Raw genomic sequence first — 18987 nt, forward strand, 5'->3', positions numbered from 1 at the left:
AGCATGGGCAAACAAATTGAGATAACGGTGCCGGATGTCGGTGACGTCAAAGATATTGAGTGTGATGTCCTGGTGCTTGGCGCTGGCCCGGGGGGGTATTCAGCGGCGTTCCGCAGTGCCGATTTAGGCAGGAAGACGGTCCTGGTAGAACGCTATCCAAGTTTGGGAGGGGTTTGCCTGAACGTTGGGTGTATTCCCTCGAAGGCGCTTTTACATAACGTTGCCGTTTTGGAAGAGGCGCGGCATCTCGCGGACAATGGCATCGTATTCGGTGCGCCTTCGATCAGTCTTGGCCAACTGCGGCGCTACAAGGAAAAAGTGGTCAGTCAGTTGACAGACGGCCTGGCAGGCATGGCTAAGATGCGCAAGGTTGAGGTCATTCAGGGCCGCGGTAGCTTTGTGGATGCTCATCATCTTCAGGTGGCGCTTACCGATGATGATGGTAAAGAGAATTCCAGCACTAAAAAACTTATTCGCTTCAAGCAGGCGATCATTTGTGCAGGCTCACGAGTCAGCAAGTTGCCGTTCATACCTGAAGATCCCCGAATCGTTGACTCAACCGGCGCATTGCAGCTTCCTGAGATACCCCAGCGAATGCTGATTATCGGTGGCGGTATTATTGGGTTGGAGATGGGGACTGTTTATTCCGCGCTTGGCGCGCGTCTTGATGTCGTCGAGATGCTGGATGGTTTGATGCCTGGGGCTGACCGCGATCTGGTAAAGGTTTGGTTCGGTAAAAACCGGCATCGTTTTGATCGGGTCATGTTAAAGACAAGGACGGTTGCTGTTGAGGCGATGGCTGACGGTATTTGGGTGACGTTTGAAGGCGACGAGGCGCCCACGGATGCACAGCGTTACGACCTTGTATTGATGGCAACAGGTAGAGTCCCTAATGGTTTATTAATCTCGGCAGACAAAGCCGGGGTCATGGTGAACGAGCGTGGTTTCATTCCGGTAGATAAACAAATGCGCACCAATGTGCCGCACATTTTTGCTGTCGGGGACATTGTTGGCCAGCCCATGCTCGCGCATAAGGCTGTTCATGAAGCCCATGTGGCTGCTGAAGTCGCGCATGGAGAACGGGCTTATTTCGATGCCCGAGTGATTCCCTCGGTTGCTTACACTGACCCCGAAGTGGCGTGGGTGGGGCTGACTGAGGATCAGTGCAAAGATAAAAAAGTGTCCTATGAAAAAGCGCTCTTTCCCTGGGCTGCTTCAGGACGTGCGATTGCCAATGGTCGGGAAGAAGGGTTCACCAAGTTGCTCTTTGATAAAACAACCAAGCGCCTCATTGGTGGCGGTATTGTCGGAACGCACGCGGGTGATTTGCTGGGTGAAATTTGCCTGGCCATCGAAATGGGGGCTGATAGCATTGATCTTGGAAAGACAATCCATCCGCATCCAACCTTGTGTGAATCAATCGGTCTGGCAGCAGAGGCCTTACACGGGATGTGTACCGATCTACCTCCAAAAAAGTAGTCCTCTTTAAGCGCTGAACGACTGGGTTAGTGATATTTAATTCAACCCGCTCACAGTCACTTTAATTAGATGAAAAACCCAACATGCGGGACTTGAAGATGGCTGACCTGGGCAGTACCGATCGCGCTATTTTGGAACTTCTTCAGCAGAACGGTCGTTTAACCAATGCCGAAATTGCGTTGCGTATCAACTTGTCTGCTCCCGCTTGTTGGAAGCGCTTGAGACGCCTGGAGGAAGAAGTAATAGAAGGCTACTACGCCAGTTTAAAGCGAGCGGCTCTGGGTTTTAATGTTTTGGCTTTTATCAGTGTGACGTTGAGCTCCCATTCCGCAGAGGCGGCCCTGAAATTTGAAAAAGATGTCGGCGATTTTAAACATGTCCTTGCTTGCCACAACCTGTCCGGTAAGTACGACTATCTGCTACAAGTCGTGGCTGCGGACATGGAAGAGTTTCAGTCTGTTGTCATGCGCCGAATCCAGTCTTCAGGAAATATAAAAATGATGCAGACGGGTTTTTCGTTGAGGGAAATAAAGCGATCAACCCGATTACCGATTTAAGCGGGTTGATATTTCAATGTCGGGTGAATCAATAATGTTCAGGCGACTTGGCTTCAGCCATAAGATTCTCAACTATGATATTGTCGAAATCAATCTCCTCAACGAGGCGGGTGTTGAAAGCTTGCAATCAACACTCGGCTCTTGTGCCGATCTGCAAACCCAGATGGCTCGTCTCAGACGGTGGGTGGGTGATTTTCGGATTTGATGATGCCTGGCCTCAATGTATTTACTGGGGAGAAGAGCCGTGCTCGGGTGATTAGCTGGCGTACCCATTGGTTAATGCGTTCAAGCGCATCCGTCACGAGTCGGTAGCGGCTGTGAGTCGATTCGCCAAGAGGTGCCGCTATATCAGCGACAGGCAGTTTCTTCTTGGTCACTTGATTGAGCGCTTGTTGCCCTAGGTGCCATTGCAGTCTGCCACTAGTAGTCACCCGGGGGGGTCAACGTTTGATCAGTGAAATCTTGGTGCCTTCGATGCTGACGCCCGCCATCAGGCCCTGCTGGTCGAAGACAAACGCATAGGCATCGTCCTTCAAGGTCGAGGTCGACAGATTTTTCGAGATCCCTTGGTTAACCAGGACAACGGTGGGACCTACACCCACTTCCCAACCCTTGGTTTCATGGACATAGTTAACCGCTTTGTCAGTCATCAGGAACACCGCGTAGGCATAAGACTGGGCACCGATCTGCAGTCCCCATGAACCGGTTACGGAGTTGTAGTAACCGTCCACGTTCGAGCCACTGAACATGACCCCCTCGCCATAACTACCACCAAACACCAGGCCTGCTTTGACGACGTTCGGAAATACCAGTACAGCCTTGGCGCTGTGGGAGATGGTCTCGGCAAAAGGGTGAGTCTTGTAGAGCATTTGCAGGGCTTGCCGGGCGTCTCTGTTCAGATCCTCGGCGGTAGCGGCGTTTGCACTATTGAGCAAGCCCGTTGAAAGCAATGACAGGGTTGTCGCCGCGATAAAGAGAAATGAACGCAGTGAGGTGGTCATGGTTGTACTCCACTATCCGCGATATGGATGAGCACGGTCATGTCGATGGCCTGTTCATGGCCGTATCTGCGAACATCCGATCATTATTCGGCCACGACCGAGCATTGAGCAGATTAGGCGTCGCTAGCGACCCACGTCTGTTCGGTAGCGCACAACACGCCGCACATCAATGAAATCTATCCGCGACTTCGTGCCGTTCCCCCCGTTCACTGCGAAACAGTGTATCGGCGATTTTTTTCTGGTCGGCGGAAAGCGTGCCGTACAGCACGCTAAACGAAGTAGCAAGCTTCTGCAGATTGTCTGCGTGCACCTGGGCCAGCTTGGCATAGGAGTGCATCGCCTCATCGGCATTTAACGATGGCAGTTTCTGCGCCTGATCCAGGTAGGCTTTATCGGTGACATTTGCATTATCACGCAGGGTTTTCGCATAGGCTTCCCACTGGGGGGACTGTTTTTCGGTGATTTTCAGTTTGGCGTGCAGTTCGTTGATCCGCTTTTCTACCAGATCTTTGTATTTTTTGGCGTGATGGGCGGCAGCTTGAGAGACCGCGTCAGAACTTCTCGCTGCCATCGTCTGTGCTGAGAAAGAAGCGCTGAGAGCGGCCAGCATCAACACCGCCGGCATGGATGCTTTGAATGCGAAGTTTTTCATATTCTCATATCCGGATTAAGGGGGGCGCGGCATCTATGTCCCCTAACCTTACCACTAAGCGCGGCAGCGAACCGACGAACTGTCGGTGGCCTGTCATCGTTCTTTCTCCGGCATTCAGGGATTTTGCTGTGCCAACGACACTTGCCCATGGCAATGAGAGCAGCCGCTAATCCGTTGCATTGGAGAACGATCAAATGAAACGCACGACCCTATGGATCCTGGTACTTTCCAGCGCCCTTCTATTGGGGGGCTGTTGGCCTTATTGGCATGATGACGGGCGTGGCGGGCATGAGCATGGCCGCTACTTCGGTGACGAGAGAGGAGGGAGTCAGGAGTATCGCGGGTAAATTCACCGCAACAGGGCGGTTAAAGACCCGCCCTGTTGCCGATGTGACCTGGGGTAAAGCTGACCGCCAGGGTCAGCTGTTGAGCTTTTTCGGGTACGAATCCAACAGTACCTTGTCCTGCAGGCCGGCCAGGATCTCCTTCAAGCGCGCAGCGCCCGCGGGTGTCTGGTCTGTCTTGTCCGGGTGCAGTGCCTTTTCCAGCACGTCGAGGAAACTCTGGGTTTTCGAGGAACTGACGGGCGTCGTAGTTTGCTCTACCAGATGGCCCGTCACGTATTTGGAAATCCGGGTGGATTGGCTGGCCGACTGGCTGACCGACGCATTGGTCAACTCACCCTTTTTATAACTGATATTGGTCTGGCTGCTGGCGTTGTCGTCGACCTGGTAGAACAGGTAGTTCTGCGAGTCCGCATTGCTGGTCAGCTTCAGCTTTTGACCCGGGTACAACGCCTTGTGATAGCTGGCGTTCAGGTTCGATTGCTGGTCCTGCTCAATGGAGCGATTCTGCGGATCATGGCCGCTGAGTCGAGTGGTTTGGGACACGTTATAAGCAAAGGTATCCCGCTCGCTGAGACGCATCGGGTTGCTCGCCTGGGTTGTCTGTGTCATCGACGCGGAGAAGTCCGCCATGCCGGTCAACAGGTTGCGGTCCAGAGCGGTGGGCGCCAGTGGGTCGACGGTTGCCGGCGTGGAGGTCCCACGGCTGGCGGGATAGTTGCTGTTAAGGGAGGAGAATGCATCCTTGAACATCGACATCAAATCGCGGTCGGCGTTACCTCGGGCGGCGGCGGCATCGATCTGCTTGAGGTAACTCTGCAGGGCCTTGGCCTGTTGACTGGCATTGCCGAGAATCGCCTGGTTCTTCAGGTCCACGGACAGTTGCAGATCACCCGAAGGTCCACTCATGCGCACCGAGCGTTGCTGGTTGTCGGCGTGGAAATCCAGGGTCTGGACGCCTTTGTCATCCAGCTTGAGCTTGGTGCTCAGGTCGACCGACGAAAATACCTTTGAATCAAACTGGGTCAGGGCATCCAGTTTCAGTTGAGGTGGCTCGGCGGTCAAACCGTCGATCGCGGTCTGGAAACCGTTGGCCATCTTGGCCAGGGCCGCGCTCTCTTCATTCGTGAGGTCGCCGCCCTCCACCTGGGCCTGCACGGCCATTCCACCGTCCTGGTTCGCCAGGCTCAAGGTCACGGTTTTACCGCTGGCGGTCTTGAGGGTCAGGCTGATCGTGCTGTCGGCGCTGCTGCTGTGCAGCTTGGCTTGCGCGGCCAAAAGCTCGGCGGCGTTGAGCGGTTTGCTGCCGGACTGCGGGACAACCGATTGCGAGATGTTCTTTTTGCCGTCGGCCAACTGCGCCAGCAACGCCGCACCCAGGCCGGCAAAGCGGGCGGAGTTGGACGTACTGGCAAGGTTGCCGCCCATCGTGAACGACACCTTGTCCAGCGGACTGTTTTCCCAGGCAGGTAGCAGCACGGCGTTAGGCAAGGCTCCACGGGCATTGTAGGTGTTGATTTCGACCACATTGGTCTGGCCGAGAATCACGCTGGACGCCGGTGCGGAAACGGCCGCGGTTGTTTCGACAGACTGGACGCCCGCCGGCGGATTACCAACAAGCTGGGAAGGGTTCAGCGTCAAAGCATTGATCGACGATATCCCTGTCATGGAACCTCCTGGGGCAAGAGAATTGCTCTATGTACAGGAGTGTATCGACTACGACACAAATAACTTTAGAGCGTCGGCCACGGGTCGAAGCGCCTTTGTCCAGCGCATTGAGGGGCAGTGACCGCAGGCTTGGGAGCCTATCCCCGGATACCGTGTCGCTATCATGCTCGACTAGAGTCCGCTGAGCCTCGGGAGCAGCGGTTGCTCCTGGTATTTCAGATCTTGTTGCCAGGCCCGCAGGCCATAGATCGCCAGCGCCACGAACCCGGCGTACAGCGCCGCCGTCAGTTGCAGGTCCTTGAACAGGAACAAGCCGACGTAGATCACGTCCAGCACAATCCACAGCCACCAGTTGGCGACATACTTACGCGCCGCCCAGACGCTGGCCACCAGGCTGAAGGCGGTGAGCGAGGCGTCGACCCAAGGCACTGCCGCATCGGTAAAGCGGACCATCAGGCCCCCCAGCAGCGCAGCGCCCACGGCTCCGCTAAGCAAGCCGAGCAGGCCTTCGCGCAAGGACAATCGGGCAACATGGACTTTGCCAGCGCTCAGCCCGCCCTGGCTCCAGCGCCACCAGCCATACCCTTGCAGCACGGCGAAAATGCCTTGCAGCAAGGTATCGGAATACAGCTTGGCGTCGTAGAAAATCCAGGCGTACAGCAGCACGGCGATGACGCCGACCGGCCAGCACCAGCGAATACGCCGGGCGGTCAGCCAGACGCCGAGGACATTGACCAGGACAGCGATGATTTCAAGTGTGGACATGCAGGGGGTCCTTGACGGAAACACTAGCGGCGTCTCGTGCCCAGGCGCGGGGTGAGAGGCCGACATAGTTTGGTGTCGGAATCGATACTTATCAATGAATTAGCGCAACATCTTCTGAATGGGCCTTTCCAGGTCAAAAAATAGTGCGAAACATTTTGAATATATTTCGTTCTGGACAAATTGACGCCATTGAATTGTCGCCATAGTATCGCCGCCGGCTGATGGCATAGAGCTATCTGAAGGGCGCTCAGTCGCCTCCCTTGTATCGAGATCCCGACATGGACGTTCGTCAGTTTGCCTTCCCGGCTCGCCAGCCTTGTCAGGCCGGAGAAGTGGGTTCAAAAACCATTCTGTGGAACGAAAGCATGGATCCTTGGCGACCTCAGGATAAAGTGCCGGAGCTGTACGACTTGAAGGTGGCCGTATCTCCATCTTTGCCATGGAGTACCGATCCTGGCAGGGCTGGTGATTCCTTAGCGGCTCGCTGGCCTCGGTTTTTCGCTCGAATTTTTGATGTGTGCTGGGAAATTGCACTCGTAGCCGTAATTTCGGGTTTTGTATTAGCTAAGTATTTCCCTGGTTTCTTTGATTGGACTCATAAACCAGGAGCCGCTCAGTTGCTCCGCGTCTTATTCCTCCCGATGGCGCTTATAGTAGATGCTTTGTTACATCGGGTGGCCGGAAATACACCCGGCAAGGCATTGTTCAGGCTAAAAGTTGAAGCATTAGATGCGAAGTCATTAGATTTTTACCAATACCTCCATAGGAACTCTTTAGTGTGGGGTAGCGGGCTCGCTTTTGGGCTGCCTTTAATTAACTTATTGACGATGGCGAGTCAGGCGCACCGGCTGGGAAGTGGGCGGCAGGCGAGTTATGACGAATCCTTAAATTTTTGGGTACGTTCAAGGCCTTTAACCAGGGTGCGTAAAATTGCTTCTGGTTTCGTCTTTGTGGGGGTTTTGGGAGGTATCTCAGTATTAAGTTCCTTGGATCCGACTGCTCAGCGTGAATGGGTACAGTACATCATGCAAAAAAAGAGCTATGTTTGGGAAAATCCACTTACCCATCTTGATGCGAAGCTTGAGCCATGGTGGGGCGTTTCTACTAAAGCAAACAAAGAGGGCCAGCCAATATATGTGTTCTCCGAGAATACCGGCCGAGCCAAAGTTGTTTTTGCTATGGAGCAGAGAGGTTATACCCTGGATGAGTACGTACGTGCATTTCAGAAGAGTACGGCTGTTGATGTGCGCTTCTCGGACAGGGGACGTTTTTTTGAGAGAGCGGGACGTCAACATTGGCAAGGTTATGGCGGAATGGTTAAGGGGGAAGGTGTCCGGCTTAAAGTTGAAATTGTTCAGTCGGGTTCCATTTTTTGGAGAGTTGTGACAACCCAAACAGCTCCGTATGATTACACCGATGTATTAGTAGAGAGGCTCCGCGTTGCGCTTTGGAGTACGGTAAAGTAGTCGGTGGTGCAAAAAATGGGGCACATGCTTAATTTTTTTGTATATCGATTCTTCCCAGTCTCGGCCCTTGTCGGGACGGAAACGGGGACACCCATTTGCCGGTCTCGCGTTAAGGTTATAAGCGGTCATGCAGGGTGATTGCCACCTGATACATGTCCGCCTGCGCGATAAGGGTTTGATGGAGGAGTTGTGACGATTCTCCCCGAAAAAAATGGACTAGAGTCCTACGTGTTCACTAGTCGTTTGGGTATTTGTCCGGTTGCAGTTTTTTGAAGCTTAGAACTGTGTATTTGCGATAAGCGAAAAGGGCGGCAGTTATTAAATTCCGACACGGCTGTGCGTATTTAGGCCGGTATTCAGGTCGGGCGTGTGCCGGCATAGTCGGAGCGCGCCGTAGGGCTTCGAATAGGCGGCGTTCTGTGCTCCAGGCGCAGCCCAGCAACTCTCAATCAGCACGCGAAATAACCTTCTGAAAAAACTCATATTTCCCACACGCTTCAGGCATGGGAGAATATTGCGTGCGCCAAATGGCAGGGCTACAGTTCGGCGGTCGCTGCAAATTCAGCGACTCGGGTTTTGCAGCCCGGATTTTAAGAAGGCGCACAGTGCCGCGTAAGCGGTTTTTGTGCTCGCGTTATGGCGAGCTGTGCGCAGGAGGCTTCGGCCTACCGGTTCCTTCTTACCGGTCTGCAAACCTGTGTACGGCTCGCCACCTTTCGTTTTGCAGCGTGGAGATGACGAGCTCCATTTAGTTAAGAAGGAGCGTCACCATGTCAAAGAAAATCACCCCCGATCCACCAACCCTTCGCAAAACCCTCAGTACCGCCGACAAAGGCCTGTACCTGCGCAAACTCCCAGATACCCCATCCAACGAGCCCGAGCCGTTCCCGGCCAACACGCCTCGTTTGCTCGACACCCTCGCGTTCACCTGCTCCAAACCCGTCACCCCCGAAGCCCCCTATAAACCCACGCTGTTCGCCATCCAACCGGGCATCAACGCCCAGGACGCACTGACCTACGTTTCCAATCTGCTCGAAACCGCGGAACTCAATGGCGATGAAATCAGCCTGCATACCAACCCCGTCGAGCGGGCGTTGTTCTGGGGCATGCTGCATTCGGTGGAAGTGGCGCGTGCGGTGGTGGATGCCTTGCTTGAGGGCTCGTCCCCGTCCAATCAGCTGGCGTCCGCGCTGGACAAGCGTTCGGTTGATTGAGCTAGTGAGACGGCATTTCAGATGAGCTACAACCGCGAACCTGAATAATATTGCCGTGCGGTAGATTACCGGGTTATAGAGAGCGGCCTGGACAAGGTAGGCTTGCCAGCCGCCCTTTCAATCCGACATTCGAACAGCACCACGCAACACTCCAACAAAAAACAAGGATCCGTTCATGACGTTCAATCTCCCCCGCACCGTATTGGCCACCACCCTCGGCCTGGCCCTGGCCTGCGGTTTCGCCGCCCCGGCCTGGAGCGCCGAACCCCATAAACAAATCCAGGCCGACGCCGAACAGTACAAGGCCGAGGCCTTGAAGTTGCTGGAGCGCCTGGTGAATATCGATTCGGGTTCCGGCTACGAGCCTGGTCTGACCCAAGTGCGTGATATCGCCGTTGATGAGCTGAAAAAACTCGGCGCCACCATCGAACTGGTCCCCGATGCTCACGCCAGCAACAGCCATGTGCTCGCCACCTTCAAGGGCACCGGCAAGGCAAAAATCCTGCTGATGGCGCATATGGACACGGTGTTCAAGGAAGGCTCGGCGAGCGAGCGGCCGTTTCATATCCAGGACGGTCGCGCCTATGGCCCCGGCGTGATGGATGACAAGGGCGGTATCGTTGCCGGGATCTATGCCCTCAAGGTGCTGAAGAACCAGAACTTCCAGGACTATGCGCAGATCACTTTCCTGCTCGATGCCAGCGAGGAAACCGGCTCGGAGATCGGCTCCGAACTGATCCGGAAAACCGCCAAGGCCCACGACGTGACCCTGAATCTGGAACCCGGTCGTCCGGCCGACGGCCTGGTGGTCTGGCGCAAGGGCAGTGCCACCGCGGTGGTCGAGGTCAAGGGCAAGGCCGCGCACGCCGGCGTGGCACCGGAGTTGGGGCGCAACGCGGCGATGGAGGCGGCCCACCAGATTCTGCAACTGAGCAAGCTGGGCGACGAAGAGAAGAAAACCACCATCAACTTCACCGTGCTCAAGGCCGGGGACCGGGTCAATGTGATTCCTGACCAGGCCACCGCCAAGGCCGATGTGCGGGCGGCGCTACCGGAGGAGTTCGACCGGATCGAGAAGGACCTGGCACGGGTCTCGGCCAACAAGCTGATTCCGGAAACCGAGGTCAAGACCAGTCTGCTGCGCGGCCTGCCGCCGATGCCGCAAACCGCCGCATCCGATGCGTTGGTGACCATCGCCCAGGGGATCTACGGCGAACTGGGCCGCAAGCTGACCATTGAGGGCAGTGGCGGGGCGGCGGATGCCAGCCTGTCGGCGGGTGTGGGTACACCGACACTGGACGGGTTCGGGATTGTCGGTGGCAATATCCATACCCCCGAGGAATACGCCGAGGTGGAAAGCGTGTCCCCCCGGATCTATCTGCTGAGCCGCATGATCATGGAACTGGCCAAGCGCTAGGGCTTGGCTTTATCAGATCGTTCCTGCAAAGTTGGGAACGACCTGAGTGTTTACATCAGTTTCCCTGGGCATAACGCTCAATCGGTGGTTGCTCGCGATGTTCTGCTTGCCACAGATCATAGTCTGCTTGAATGCTCAGCCAGAGACGTGCAGTACTGATCCCCGCACACTCTAATCTCACAGCAAGATCTGGGCTGATGGGAGCATGACCATGCAGGATTCTCGAAAGAGTCTCTCGAGCAAAGCCCAGATGGCGAGCAAACTCGGTGAGGGTGGTCCCCAGACCTGGTATCACATCTTCGAGAAGAATCCCGCCAGGATGAGGTGGATTGAACATACCCATGAACGACCTCTGTTTGATTCAAGCGAACCAATGATCCAATCGGGCAGGAAACGCTTCTGTCGGATGCAGCTTTGATCTGTGTCGAAATTTCTCTTTTCGAGGTCGTCTAACGACAAATCGTCTGGCTACTGTGCAATTGGGCTACGCCGCTGACCTTGTTCCGGGCGGTTGGCGGGGGCTGGGACAGTGCGGGTGTGGTGGCCTTGGCGATCAACTTCGCTCCGGTCATCGACGACAACCTCTGTATGGCGCGTTCTTCCGAGAGCTTGCCAGCGTCACCGTCCTGCTTGCTCATCAAGGTCGCCCAAGCGCTCCAGGCCCTGAGTTCATTGCGTCGCCAGGGGGGGTAAAGGCGATTGGTGGGGAGAGGAGTGACCAGGGTACACCGAGGTGCTTGTTCAGCTAGTGATCCTGTATAAGGACGGCTACGAATGTGTGCGGGGGGGTTATGTCTTATCTTACAAGCGCAATGCTCACGATACTGTTGGTGCCTGGACCGACCAATTCGCTGTTGCTGCAGTCGGGGGTCAGCCGCGGCCTGGGTGGTTATTCGCTGAAGCTGATTGTTGCCGAATGGACGGCTTACCTGATCCAGATTACCGCCTGGGGTCTATCCATCGATGCGCTGACGGCAAATTACGCCTGGGTCATGGTGGCGACGAAGATCCTGGCGGTGGTTTTTCTGTTCTACATCTCGCTGAAATTGTGGTTTTCCGCGCAGACGGATGTATCTGGAAAGCCCTCTGTCATCTCGGTTTCGGCACTGTTCCTGGCCACCCTGATCAACCCGAAAGGCCTGTTTTTCGTTTCGTTCGTGGCGCCCGCCGAAACATTCATGCACATGCAAAGTTATCTTTCATTCATGGCAATCTTTTCCCTGATGATTTTTCCGGTGGGCATTGTCTGGGTGGGGCTGGGGGCTGTCTTTGGGCGAAATCTTCCGTCGCTGATCTCGGGCAGTCGGGTCAACAGGGGTGTTTCGCTGGTGATTGGCGGCTTTGCCAGTGTGATGTTGTACAGCCTGGCGTCGAAAGTGATATCGGCCTGACGGCCCCCCTCAGTCTCAGCTAAGTTTCCCCGGGTAGTCTCCTCCCTGCGCCGCTTGTGGCGCCGTTAAGGAGACGTCCCCACATGAAAGCGCTGACCACAGCCGACTGGCTGAACAAGGTCCCGGAAGTGACGCTGTCCTTCTGGATCATCAAGATCATGTCCACCACCGTGGGCGAAACCGCTGCCGACTTCCTTGCCGTCGACGCCGGCCTGGGGCAGGGCCTGACCAGCATCGGCATGGCCGTGTTGCTGGCCATTGCGCTGTTTGGCCAATTGCGCACTCGTGCCTACACCCCCTGGATCTACTGGCTTACCGTGGTGCTGGTGAGTGTGGTCGGGACGCAGATCACCGATGTGCTGACCGACAAGCTGGGCATCAGCCTGTATGTCAGCACGGCGATCTTCTCGGTGTTGCTGGCGATCAATTTCGCTATCTGGTTCGCCCGCGAACGCAACCTCTCCATCAACGAAATCGTCACGCCGCGCCGGGAGTGGTTCTACTGGACCACGGTGCTCTGCACCTTCGCCCTGGGCACGGCGGCGGGCGATCTGGCTACCGAGGCGCTGGGTCTTGGCTTCACCCTCGGTTCGATGATTTTCGCCGGGTTGATCGCCTTGACCCTGGTGGCCTGGCGCCTGGGCGGCAACGCTGTCCTGACCTTCTGGATCGCCTACATCCTGACCCGCCCATTCGGCGCTTCCCTCGGCGACTTGCTGACTCAGGCCAAGACCTATGGCGGCCTGGGCATGGGCGCGGCCTGGACCAGCGCTATCTTCCTCAGCGTCATCCTGATCCTGGTGTTGGTCGCGCAGTTCGGCGTCAGCCATCGCAAGCTTGTCACTCAATAACTTGTTCAAACAGCCCCAAGGAATTGTCATGCTCAAGGTTCAAACCGTTATGCGCAAAGCCGCTGTTCTTTCCGTGATTATCGTGCTCGGCCTGGCCGCCGGTTGCTCCAAGCCCAGCGATGCCGCCAAGGCTGCAGCGGCATCCAGTCTGGCCAGCACGCCGGCGGCTGCAAGCCTGGCCAGCGCCTCGAAACTCGGCGATCTGTCGGCCTTCCAGGGCATCGCGCTGGATGTTGCCGCGCTGGTCGACAAGAACGACCTGGCCGCTGCCAAGACGCGGATCAAGGACCTGGAACTGGCCTGGGACTCCGCCGAAGCCGGTCTCAAACCGCGTGCCGCCAGCGATTGGCACGTGCTCGACAAGGCCATCGACAATGCGTTGGAAGCCCTGCGCGCCGGTAGCCCGAAACAGGCTGACTGCAAGGCGACGATGGATGAGTTGCTGAAAACCTTCAACACCATGCAAGGCAAAAAATGATCCCATGTCCTCTGACGTGCGTGCTGTAGGCCGGATAAATCGCTTCGTACACGGCTGAACAGGTGCTTCAATGCAGGCTCGGCAATCATCACGCAGGTGCGCCGCGTATGAGTGCCGGGCCTGTTTTCAGTGGAGAGGGATATGCGGATATTACTGGTCGAAGACGATCCGATGATCGGCGAGGCGATCCAGGGCGCATTGAAGGACGCCAGCTACGCCGCCGACTGGGTCCACAATGGCAACACCGCCCTCGCTGCGCTGGACGCCCAGCATTATGACCTGGTGCTGCTCGACCTCGGCCTGCCAGGCAAGGACGGACTCGAAGTCCTGGGCTGTATTCGTGCCCGCGACCATGACGTGCCGCTGTTGATCATCACTGCCCGCGACAGCCTTGACGATCGCCTGCATGGCCTCGATGGCGGTGCCGACGACTATCTGCTCAAACCCTTCGAGATGGCCGAACTGCTCGCCCGCATGCGCGCCGTGCTGCGGCGCAAGGGCGGCACGGCGTTGTCGCTGCTGAGCAACGGCGTGGTTTCTCTCGACCTGGTCTCGAAACAGGCCCGTAGCGAGGAAACCGCCGAGGTCCAGCTTTCCAGTCGCGAGTTCGCCTTGTTGCAGGCGCTGTTGATCCGTCCGGGTGCGATTCTCTCGCGCAGCGACCTCGAAGACCGGATCTATGGTTGGGGTAACGAAGTGGAGAGCAACGCGGTGGAGTTTCTGATCCACGGATTGCGGCGCAAGTTGGGCAGTCACGTCATCAAGAATGTCAGGGGCATGGGATGGATGGTTTCAAAAAGCGCCTGAGTGAGTCGGTCCAGCTCAGGTTGTCGGTTTCGCTGTCGCTGGCGATCCTGGTGGTTGCGTTGCTGGCCGGGGTGTTCGCCTTTGTCTCGGCTTTCGACGAAGCCCTCGAAATGCAGGACAACACCCTGCATCAGGTGGCCGTGCTGTTCGAGCGCCAGCAGATGACGTTGGTCTATCCGCGGCCGGAGCGCATGATTGCTGGCGACGATGAAGAGTCCCGGGTGACCGTGCAGTATCTGGGCGAGGGTGGTCGAGCCGCGGTCGATGTCGAAGCCGGCGGACCGCTGCCGTTGCCGGCGAATCTGGCCGATGGCCTGTCGACGCTCGCGGTCGCTGGCGAACAGTTCCGGGTGCTGGTCAGGACCCTGGGCAACGGCCAGCGTATCGCCGTTGCCCAGGAAACCGGCGTCCGCGACAAGGATGCCCGGGAGAGCGCCTGGCGCGGACTCTTGCCGTTTCTTATCCTGTTTCCCGTGTTGCTGTTGGTGGTGACGGATCTGTTGCGCAAGTTGTTCCGGCCCATTGTGGTGCTGGCGGCCGAGATCGACCAACGCGGCGATCAGGAGCTGCACCCCATCGACGAAACCCCCGTGCCCACCGAAGTCCGGCCCTTCGTGTTGGCGATCAATCGCCTGCTCGGCCGTGTCGCCCAGTCGATGGACAGCCAACGGCGCTTCGTCGCCGACGCTGCCCACGAATTGCGCTCACCGCTGACCGCACTGTCCCTGCAGGCCGAGCGGCTGGCCGCCGCCGAGATGTCGAGCCTGGCCCGGGAGCGTCTGTTCGCCTTGCGCCGGGGCATCGAGCGCGGCAAGAGCCTGATCGAGCAACTGCTGGCGCTGGCCACCGCCCAAGCGAACGCGACGCCGTCCGGCGCACCGGTCTCGGTGCGCGCGGTCTATCGCCGGGTGCTGGAGGATTTGTTGCCGCTGGCCGAACTCAAGCAAATCGACATTGGTGTCGAGGGCGCGGAGGACGTCTACCTGGCACTCAACGAGATCGACCTGTTGGCGCTGGTCAAGAACCTGGTGGACAACGCCATTCGCTATACGCCCATGGGTGGCCGGGTCGACCTGTCGGTGAGCCGGGAGCAGGGTGGGGCGTTGTTGCAGGTCAAGGACAACGGCCCCGGCATCGCCATCGAGGAGCGCGAGCGGGTCTTCGATCCGTTCTATCGCAGCCTGGGCAGCCAGGAAGTCGGCTCCGGGTTGGGACTGTCCATCGTCAAGGCCATTGCCGAGCGCACCGGGGCGCGCATTCGCCTGGCGTACTGCGATGAGGTGGCGCAACGCGGGTTGTGCGTTTCGCTGTGGTGGCCGTTGACACCAGCCTAAGCTAATGCAAAAAAGATATTTATTGATGGTTTTTAAGATCGTATAGCTTTAACCCGGCGTTGTTCAATCGCTGGGTTCCTTGTCGTTTTCCCCTGCCTTGAACAGCTGTTTATCGACGTGTCAGTTCGACTGATAGCGGGATGAATATTTTTTCAAATCACAGGGGAGTGAACCATGTCGAATTCGCTGGTTATCACCACGCTGCCTTTGCTCGACCTGTCCTTGCTCGACGGCAACGCCACACAGCGTCAGAGTTTTCTCGACGGGCTGCGCCATGCCGCGCGGGATGTGGGGTTCTTTTACCTGACCGGACATGGCATCGACAACGCGTTGTTGCAACAGGTGCAGGTCTATGCGCGGGAGTTCTTCGCCTTACCCGAGGCAGCGAAAAACGCGGTGGGCATGATTCACTCGCCACACTTTCGTGGGTACAACCGGGCGGCCTCGGAGATCACCCGAGGCCAGCCGGACCTGCGCGAGCAGTTCGATGTCGGCGCTGAGCGCGAAGCCCTGGCGCTGGATGAAAACACCCCGCGCTGGGCCCGCCTGCAAGGCCCGAACCTGTGGCCTGCCGAGCTGCCACGACTCAAACCGTTGCTGCTGGAATGGCAGCAGGCCATGACCGCCATGTCGCTGCGCCTGCTGCGTGCGTTTGCCCAGGCCCTGTCGTTGCCCGAAGCGGCCTTCGACCCGCTGTATGGCGACAAGCCCAATGAACATATCAAGCTGATCCGCTACCCCGGTCGTGCGCAGAGCGAAAGCCGGCAAGGTGTGGGTGCCCACAAGGATTCCGGCTTTCTCAGTTTCCTGTTGCAGGACCAGCAGGCCGGTCTGCAAGTGGAGGTCGAGGAGGGTCGCTGGATCGATGCGTTGCCCCGGGAAAATACCCTGGTGGTGAATATCGGCGAACTGCTCGAACTGGCCACCAACGGCTATTTGCGCGCCACGGTGCATCGGGTGCAATCGCCGCCAGTGGGCCGCGAGCGTTTGTCGATGGCCTTTTTCCTTGGCGCGCAACTGGACGCGGTGGTGCCGCTGTATCCCTTGCCGACGGCGCTGCAACGCGAAGCGCGCGGACCGGCCAGCGATCCGGCCAATCCGCTGCTGCGCGATGTGGGCTGGAACTACCTCAAGGGCCGTCTGCGCTCGCACCCCGATGTCGCCCAGCGTTTCTACGCCGATGCGTTACTGCCCAAGGCGCTGAGCGCCTGACTCTTCACTTGATCAAGGACTATCAGTATGTTGAAAAAAACCGGATTGACCCTGGCGGTATGGGCGGGCCTGTTCTCTTCGTTCGGCGCCCTGGCGGCTGAGCCACTGCGGGTGGCGGCGGACCCGGTGCCCCATGCGCAGATCCTGGCGTACGTGCAGAAAATCGACCCGCAGTTGAACATCAAGATCATCGAGATTCCCAACGGTGTGAACTCCAATGAGTTGCTGGCCCATGGTGATGTCGACGCCAACTACTTCCAGCACCTGCCGTACCTCAAGTCCCAGGAGCAGGCCCTCGGACAGCAGTTCGTGGTGGCGGCGAGCGTGCATATCGAGCCCTTGGGGATCTATTCGCACCGGCACAAAAATTTCGACCAGGTGCCGCAAAACGGCACCGTCGCGTTGCCCAACAATGTCACCAACCTCAGTCGCGCCCTTTACCTGCTGCAAGACAATGGCCTGATCAGACTCAAGCCCGGCTTCAACGATCCGGCCACTGACCAGGCGACACCCAAGGACATTGCCGAGAACCCGAAACAGCTGAAGATCCTCGAGATCGAATCGCCGCAGTTACCCCGCGCCCTGGAGGATGTGGACCTGGCGGTGATCAATGGCAACTACGCGCTGGAGGCTGGACTGTCGCCAGCCAAGGATGCCCTGGGCCTGGAAAAGGCGGCGCACAATCCGTACGCGAATATCCTGGTGACCACCCCGAAATTGCAGGATGACCCGCGGATCAAGCAACTGGCCAAGGATCTCAACTCGCCCCAGGTGGCGAAGTTCATCACCGATACTTACTCGGGGTCGGTGATTCCGGTGGTGGTTGCGGGCAGTCAGCCATGATCCGCATCGAGCAGTTGAGCAAAAGCTACGGCGAAGGCCAGGCGCCGGTCCTCGACCAGGTGTCGCTGAGTATCCCGGACGGCGCGATCTACGGGATTGTCGGGCGTAGCGGTGCCGGCAAGTCAACCTTGCTGCGTTGCCTCAATCTGCTCGAACGTCCCAGCAGTGGGCGGGTGGTTATCGACGGCCAGGACCTGACGTTGTTGTCCGCCCCGGCATTGCGGCAACAGCGCCAGCGCATCGGCATGATCTTCCAGGGGTTCAACCTGCTGCATTCGCGCAATGTCTTCGACAACATCGCCGTGCCGCTGGAGATCGCCGGCACCGACAAGGCTGCCCGCCAGGCGCGGGTGCGTGAGCTGCTGGACCTGGTCGGCCTGGGGGACAAGGCCGAGGCCTTTCCTTCACAACTGTCCGGCGGGCAAAAGCAGCGGGTAGGCATTGCCCGGGCCCTGGCGGTGCGCCCGGCGTATCTGCTCTCGGATGAAGCCACCAGCGCCCTCGACCCGGAAACCACGGCGTCGATCCTTGAGCTGTTGCGCGATATCAATCGCCGGTTGGGGCTGACCATCGTGCTGATCACCCATGAGCTGGACGTGGTCAGGTCGATCTGCGATCACGCCGCTATTCTGGATCAGGGGCGGTTGCTGGAGTCGGGAGCGTTGGAACCGTTACCGGCCGACCGGGGCGCACCTCTCGGTCATTCCTTGCTGTCGAGTTACAACCTGCCGTTCAAGAGGGCCGTCCCGCCGTTGAAACTGGCCAAGGTGGTGGATTTTCTCAAGCAACGCGAGATCAGGGCTGAGCCGTCATGAACCGGACAATCGACTGGAACGAGATTTTCCAACTGCTGCTCAATGCCACGGGCGAAACGCTTTATATGGTGTTGCTGGCAGGACTCTTCACCCTGTTGATCGGCTTGCCGCTCGGGGTACTGCTGTTCGTCAGTCGCCGCCGTGGCCTGTACCCCATGCCCCGGTTGAACAGCAGCCTCGGCGCGTTGGTCAACCTCGGTCGTTCGCTGCCGTTCGTGGTGATGTTGATTGCCTTGATTCCACTGACCCGGCTGATTGTCGGCACCACCCTGGGCAGCACCGCCGCCGTGGTGCCGATTACCATCGGTGCCTTTCCGTTCTTTGCGCGTATCGTCGAGAACGCCATGGATGACGTCGACAAGGGGCGGATCGAAGCGATCCTGTCCATGGGCGGCGATATTCGCCATGTGATTTGCAAGGTCCTGTTGCCCGAGGCCCTGCCGGCTTTGCTGGCGGGGATCACCCTGACCCTGGTGATGTTGATCGGCTTCTCGTCCATGGCCGGGGTTATCGGTGGCGGTGGGTTGGGGGATCTGGCGATTCGTTATGGTTATCAGCGTTTCAACAATCAGGTGATGGTCGCCACGGTGATCGTCCTGGTGATTCTGGTGCAGGGCGTGCAAAGCCTGGGCGATCGGCTGGTACGCTCCCTGGCGCATCGACGGTAATCGCCGTACGACCTGTTGTCGGCGC

General features: G+C 57.8%; 19 protein-coding genes. 14 read left to right on the forward strand and 5 right to left on the reverse strand.

What is annotated here, in order from left to right:
* Positions 1 to 3: 3 nt before the first annotated feature.
* Complete coding sequence (gene lpdA / locus AC07VG_RS12900; protein WP_495021288.1) at positions 4 to 1479, forward strand: dihydrolipoyl dehydrogenase; 1476 nt, start codon at positions 4 to 6, stop codon at positions 1477 to 1479.
* Positions 1480 to 1577: 98 nt separating this feature from the next.
* Positions 1578 to 2036, forward strand: coding sequence for an Lrp/AsnC family transcriptional regulator (locus AC07VG_RS12905; protein WP_495003903.1), 459 nt, complete (start codon positions 1578 to 1580; stop codon positions 2034 to 2036).
* Between the two features lie 440 nt (positions 2037 to 2476).
* On the opposite strand, the gene AC07VG_RS12910 is transcribed toward AC07VG_RS12905, so the two are convergent.
* The 4 genes from AC07VG_RS12910 to pnuC form a co-directional block, all read right to left on the reverse strand.
* Positions 2477 to 3037 carry a lipid-binding SYLF domain-containing protein gene (locus AC07VG_RS12910; RefSeq protein ID WP_495003902.1) on the reverse strand — a complete coding sequence of 187 codons (561 nt, stop codon included), beginning with the start codon at positions 3035 to 3037 and terminating at the stop codon, positions 2477 to 2479.
* Positions 3038 to 3203: 166 nt separating this feature from the next.
* Positions 3204 to 3689, reverse strand: a complete 486-nt coding sequence (locus AC07VG_RS12915; protein WP_495003901.1) for a Spy/CpxP family protein refolding chaperone — start codon at positions 3687 to 3689, stop codon at positions 3204 to 3206.
* A gap of 419 nt (positions 3690 to 4108) precedes the next feature.
* On the reverse strand, positions 4109 to 5701 hold the full coding sequence (locus AC07VG_RS12920) for a lactate dehydrogenase (RefSeq protein ID WP_495021289.1): 1593 nt from the start codon (positions 5699 to 5701) through the stop codon (positions 4109 to 4111).
* A gap of 171 nt (positions 5702 to 5872) precedes the next feature.
* Entirely contained in the window at positions 5873 to 6466 is a 594-nt protein-coding gene (pnuC, locus tag AC07VG_RS12925) for a nicotinamide riboside transporter PnuC (protein WP_495021290.1), read from the reverse strand.
* Positions 6467 to 6744: 278 nt separating this feature from the next.
* Between pnuC and AC07VG_RS12930 the strand changes: the two genes are divergently transcribed.
* From AC07VG_RS12930 to AC07VG_RS12940, 3 genes are all read left to right on the forward strand, one after another.
* Complete coding sequence (locus AC07VG_RS12930; protein WP_495002107.1) at positions 6745 to 7932, forward strand: RDD family protein; 1188 nt, start codon at positions 6745 to 6747, stop codon at positions 7930 to 7932.
* A gap of 770 nt (positions 7933 to 8702) precedes the next feature.
* Complete coding sequence (locus tag AC07VG_RS12935) at positions 8703 to 9146, forward strand: hypothetical protein (protein ID WP_495002108.1); 444 nt, start codon at positions 8703 to 8705, stop codon at positions 9144 to 9146.
* Positions 9147 to 9321: 175 nt separating this feature from the next.
* A complete protein-coding gene (locus AC07VG_RS12940; RefSeq protein ID WP_495021291.1) occupies positions 9322 to 10563 on the forward strand; it encodes a M20/M25/M40 family metallo-hydrolase in 1242 nt (413 codons plus the stop codon).
* 55 nt (positions 10564 to 10618) lie between these two features.
* On the opposite strand, the gene AC07VG_RS12945 is transcribed toward AC07VG_RS12940, so the two are convergent.
* Complete coding sequence (locus AC07VG_RS12945; RefSeq protein WP_495021292.1) at positions 10619 to 10906, reverse strand: HigA family addiction module antitoxin; 288 nt, start codon at positions 10904 to 10906, stop codon at positions 10619 to 10621.
* 469 nt (positions 10907 to 11375) lie between these two features.
* On the opposite strand from AC07VG_RS12945, the gene AC07VG_RS12950 reads away from it, so the two are divergent.
* The 9 genes from AC07VG_RS12950 to AC07VG_RS12990 all read left to right on the forward strand — a co-directional run bounded on the left by AC07VG_RS12950 (position 11376) and on the right by AC07VG_RS12990 (position 18962).
* Positions 11376 to 11954, forward strand: a complete 579-nt coding sequence (locus tag AC07VG_RS12950) for a LysE family translocator (RefSeq protein WP_495021293.1) — start codon at positions 11376 to 11378, stop codon at positions 11952 to 11954.
* Positions 11955 to 12037: 83 nt separating this feature from the next.
* The gene (locus tag AC07VG_RS12955) at positions 12038 to 12805 is read left to right on the forward strand and encodes a COG4705 family protein (protein WP_495002112.1); all 768 of its coding nucleotides are present in this window, start codon (positions 12038 to 12040) and stop codon (positions 12803 to 12805) included.
* Between the two features lie 28 nt (positions 12806 to 12833).
* Positions 12834 to 13283 carry a hypothetical protein gene (locus AC07VG_RS12960; protein WP_495021294.1) on the forward strand — a complete coding sequence of 150 codons (450 nt, stop codon included), beginning with the start codon at positions 12834 to 12836 and terminating at the stop codon, positions 13281 to 13283.
* Positions 13284 to 13424: 141 nt separating this feature from the next.
* Positions 13425 to 14090, forward strand: coding sequence for a response regulator (locus AC07VG_RS12965; protein WP_495021295.1), 666 nt, complete (start codon positions 13425 to 13427; stop codon positions 14088 to 14090).
* Positions 14066 to 15424, forward strand: a complete 1359-nt coding sequence (locus tag AC07VG_RS12970; RefSeq protein WP_495002115.1) for an ATP-binding protein — start codon at positions 14066 to 14068, stop codon at positions 15422 to 15424. Before AC07VG_RS12965 ends, AC07VG_RS12970 begins: the two co-directional genes overlap by 25 nt.
* Positions 15425 to 15598: 174 nt before the next feature.
* A complete protein-coding gene (locus AC07VG_RS12975) occupies positions 15599 to 16636 on the forward strand; it encodes an isopenicillin N synthase family dioxygenase (RefSeq protein WP_495021296.1) in 1038 nt (345 codons plus the stop codon).
* Positions 16637 to 16663: 27 nt separating this feature from the next.
* Positions 16664 to 17479, forward strand: a complete 816-nt coding sequence (locus AC07VG_RS12980; protein WP_495002117.1) for a MetQ/NlpA family ABC transporter substrate-binding protein — start codon at positions 16664 to 16666, stop codon at positions 17477 to 17479.
* Positions 17476 to 18294 (forward strand): methionine ABC transporter ATP-binding protein, encoded by an 819-nt coding sequence (locus AC07VG_RS12985; protein ID WP_495002118.1) that lies wholly within the window; start codon positions 17476 to 17478, stop codon positions 18292 to 18294. The genes AC07VG_RS12980 and AC07VG_RS12985 overlap by 4 nt, the downstream gene beginning before the upstream one ends.
* Entirely contained in the window at positions 18291 to 18962 is a 672-nt protein-coding gene (locus AC07VG_RS12990) for a methionine ABC transporter permease (protein ID WP_495002119.1), read from the forward strand. The genes AC07VG_RS12985 and AC07VG_RS12990 overlap by 4 nt, the downstream gene beginning before the upstream one ends.
* Positions 18963 to 18987 lie beyond the last annotated feature (25 nt).

This window comes from Pseudomonas sp. GW821-FHT03C07 (assembly GCF_059420925.1).

What these genes read in the sequence shown, in the direction of transcription:
- lpdA (WP_495021288.1), top strand. Translation starts at nt 4, where the DNA reads ATGGGCAAACAAATTGAGATAACGGTGCCGGATGTCGGTGACGTCAAA.
- AC07VG_RS12905 (WP_495003903.1), top strand. Translation starts at nt 1,578, where the DNA reads ATGGCTGACCTGGGCAGTACCGATCGCGCTATTTTGGAACTTCTTCAG.
- AC07VG_RS12910 (WP_495003902.1), bottom strand. Translation starts at nt 3,037, where the DNA reads ATGACCACCTCACTGCGTTCATTTCTCTTTATCGCGGCGACAACCCTG.
- AC07VG_RS12915 (WP_495003901.1), bottom strand. Translation starts at nt 3,689, where the DNA reads ATGAAAAACTTCGCATTCAAAGCATCCATGCCGGCGGTGTTGATGCTG.
- AC07VG_RS12920 (WP_495021289.1), bottom strand. Translation starts at nt 5,701, where the DNA reads ATGACAGGGATATCGTCGATCAATGCTTTGACGCTGAACCCTTCCCAG.
- pnuC (WP_495021290.1), bottom strand. Translation starts at nt 6,466, where the DNA reads ATGTCCACACTTGAAATCATCGCTGTCCTGGTCAATGTCCTCGGCGTC.
- AC07VG_RS12930 (WP_495002107.1), top strand. Translation starts at nt 6,745, where the DNA reads ATGGACGTTCGTCAGTTTGCCTTCCCGGCTCGCCAGCCTTGTCAGGCC.
- AC07VG_RS12935 (WP_495002108.1), top strand. Translation starts at nt 8,703, where the DNA reads ATGTCAAAGAAAATCACCCCCGATCCACCAACCCTTCGCAAAACCCTC.
- AC07VG_RS12940 (WP_495021291.1), top strand. Translation starts at nt 9,322, where the DNA reads ATGACGTTCAATCTCCCCCGCACCGTATTGGCCACCACCCTCGGCCTG.
- AC07VG_RS12945 (WP_495021292.1), bottom strand. Translation starts at nt 10,906, where the DNA reads ATGGGTATGTTCAATCCACCTCATCCTGGCGGGATTCTTCTCGAAGAT.
- AC07VG_RS12950 (WP_495021293.1), top strand. Translation starts at nt 11,376, where the DNA reads ATGCTCACGATACTGTTGGTGCCTGGACCGACCAATTCGCTGTTGCTG.
- AC07VG_RS12955 (WP_495002112.1), top strand. Translation starts at nt 12,038, where the DNA reads ATGAAAGCGCTGACCACAGCCGACTGGCTGAACAAGGTCCCGGAAGTG.
- AC07VG_RS12960 (WP_495021294.1), top strand. Translation starts at nt 12,834, where the DNA reads ATGCTCAAGGTTCAAACCGTTATGCGCAAAGCCGCTGTTCTTTCCGTG.
- AC07VG_RS12965 (WP_495021295.1), top strand. Translation starts at nt 13,425, where the DNA reads ATGCGGATATTACTGGTCGAAGACGATCCGATGATCGGCGAGGCGATC.
- AC07VG_RS12970 (WP_495002115.1), top strand. Translation starts at nt 14,066, where the DNA reads ATGGATGGTTTCAAAAAGCGCCTGAGTGAGTCGGTCCAGCTCAGGTTG.
- AC07VG_RS12975 (WP_495021296.1), top strand. Translation starts at nt 15,599, where the DNA reads ATGTCGAATTCGCTGGTTATCACCACGCTGCCTTTGCTCGACCTGTCC.
- AC07VG_RS12980 (WP_495002117.1), top strand. Translation starts at nt 16,664, where the DNA reads ATGTTGAAAAAAACCGGATTGACCCTGGCGGTATGGGCGGGCCTGTTC.
- AC07VG_RS12985 (WP_495002118.1), top strand. Translation starts at nt 17,476, where the DNA reads ATGATCCGCATCGAGCAGTTGAGCAAAAGCTACGGCGAAGGCCAGGCG.
- AC07VG_RS12990 (WP_495002119.1), top strand. Translation starts at nt 18,291, where the DNA reads ATGAACCGGACAATCGACTGGAACGAGATTTTCCAACTGCTGCTCAAT.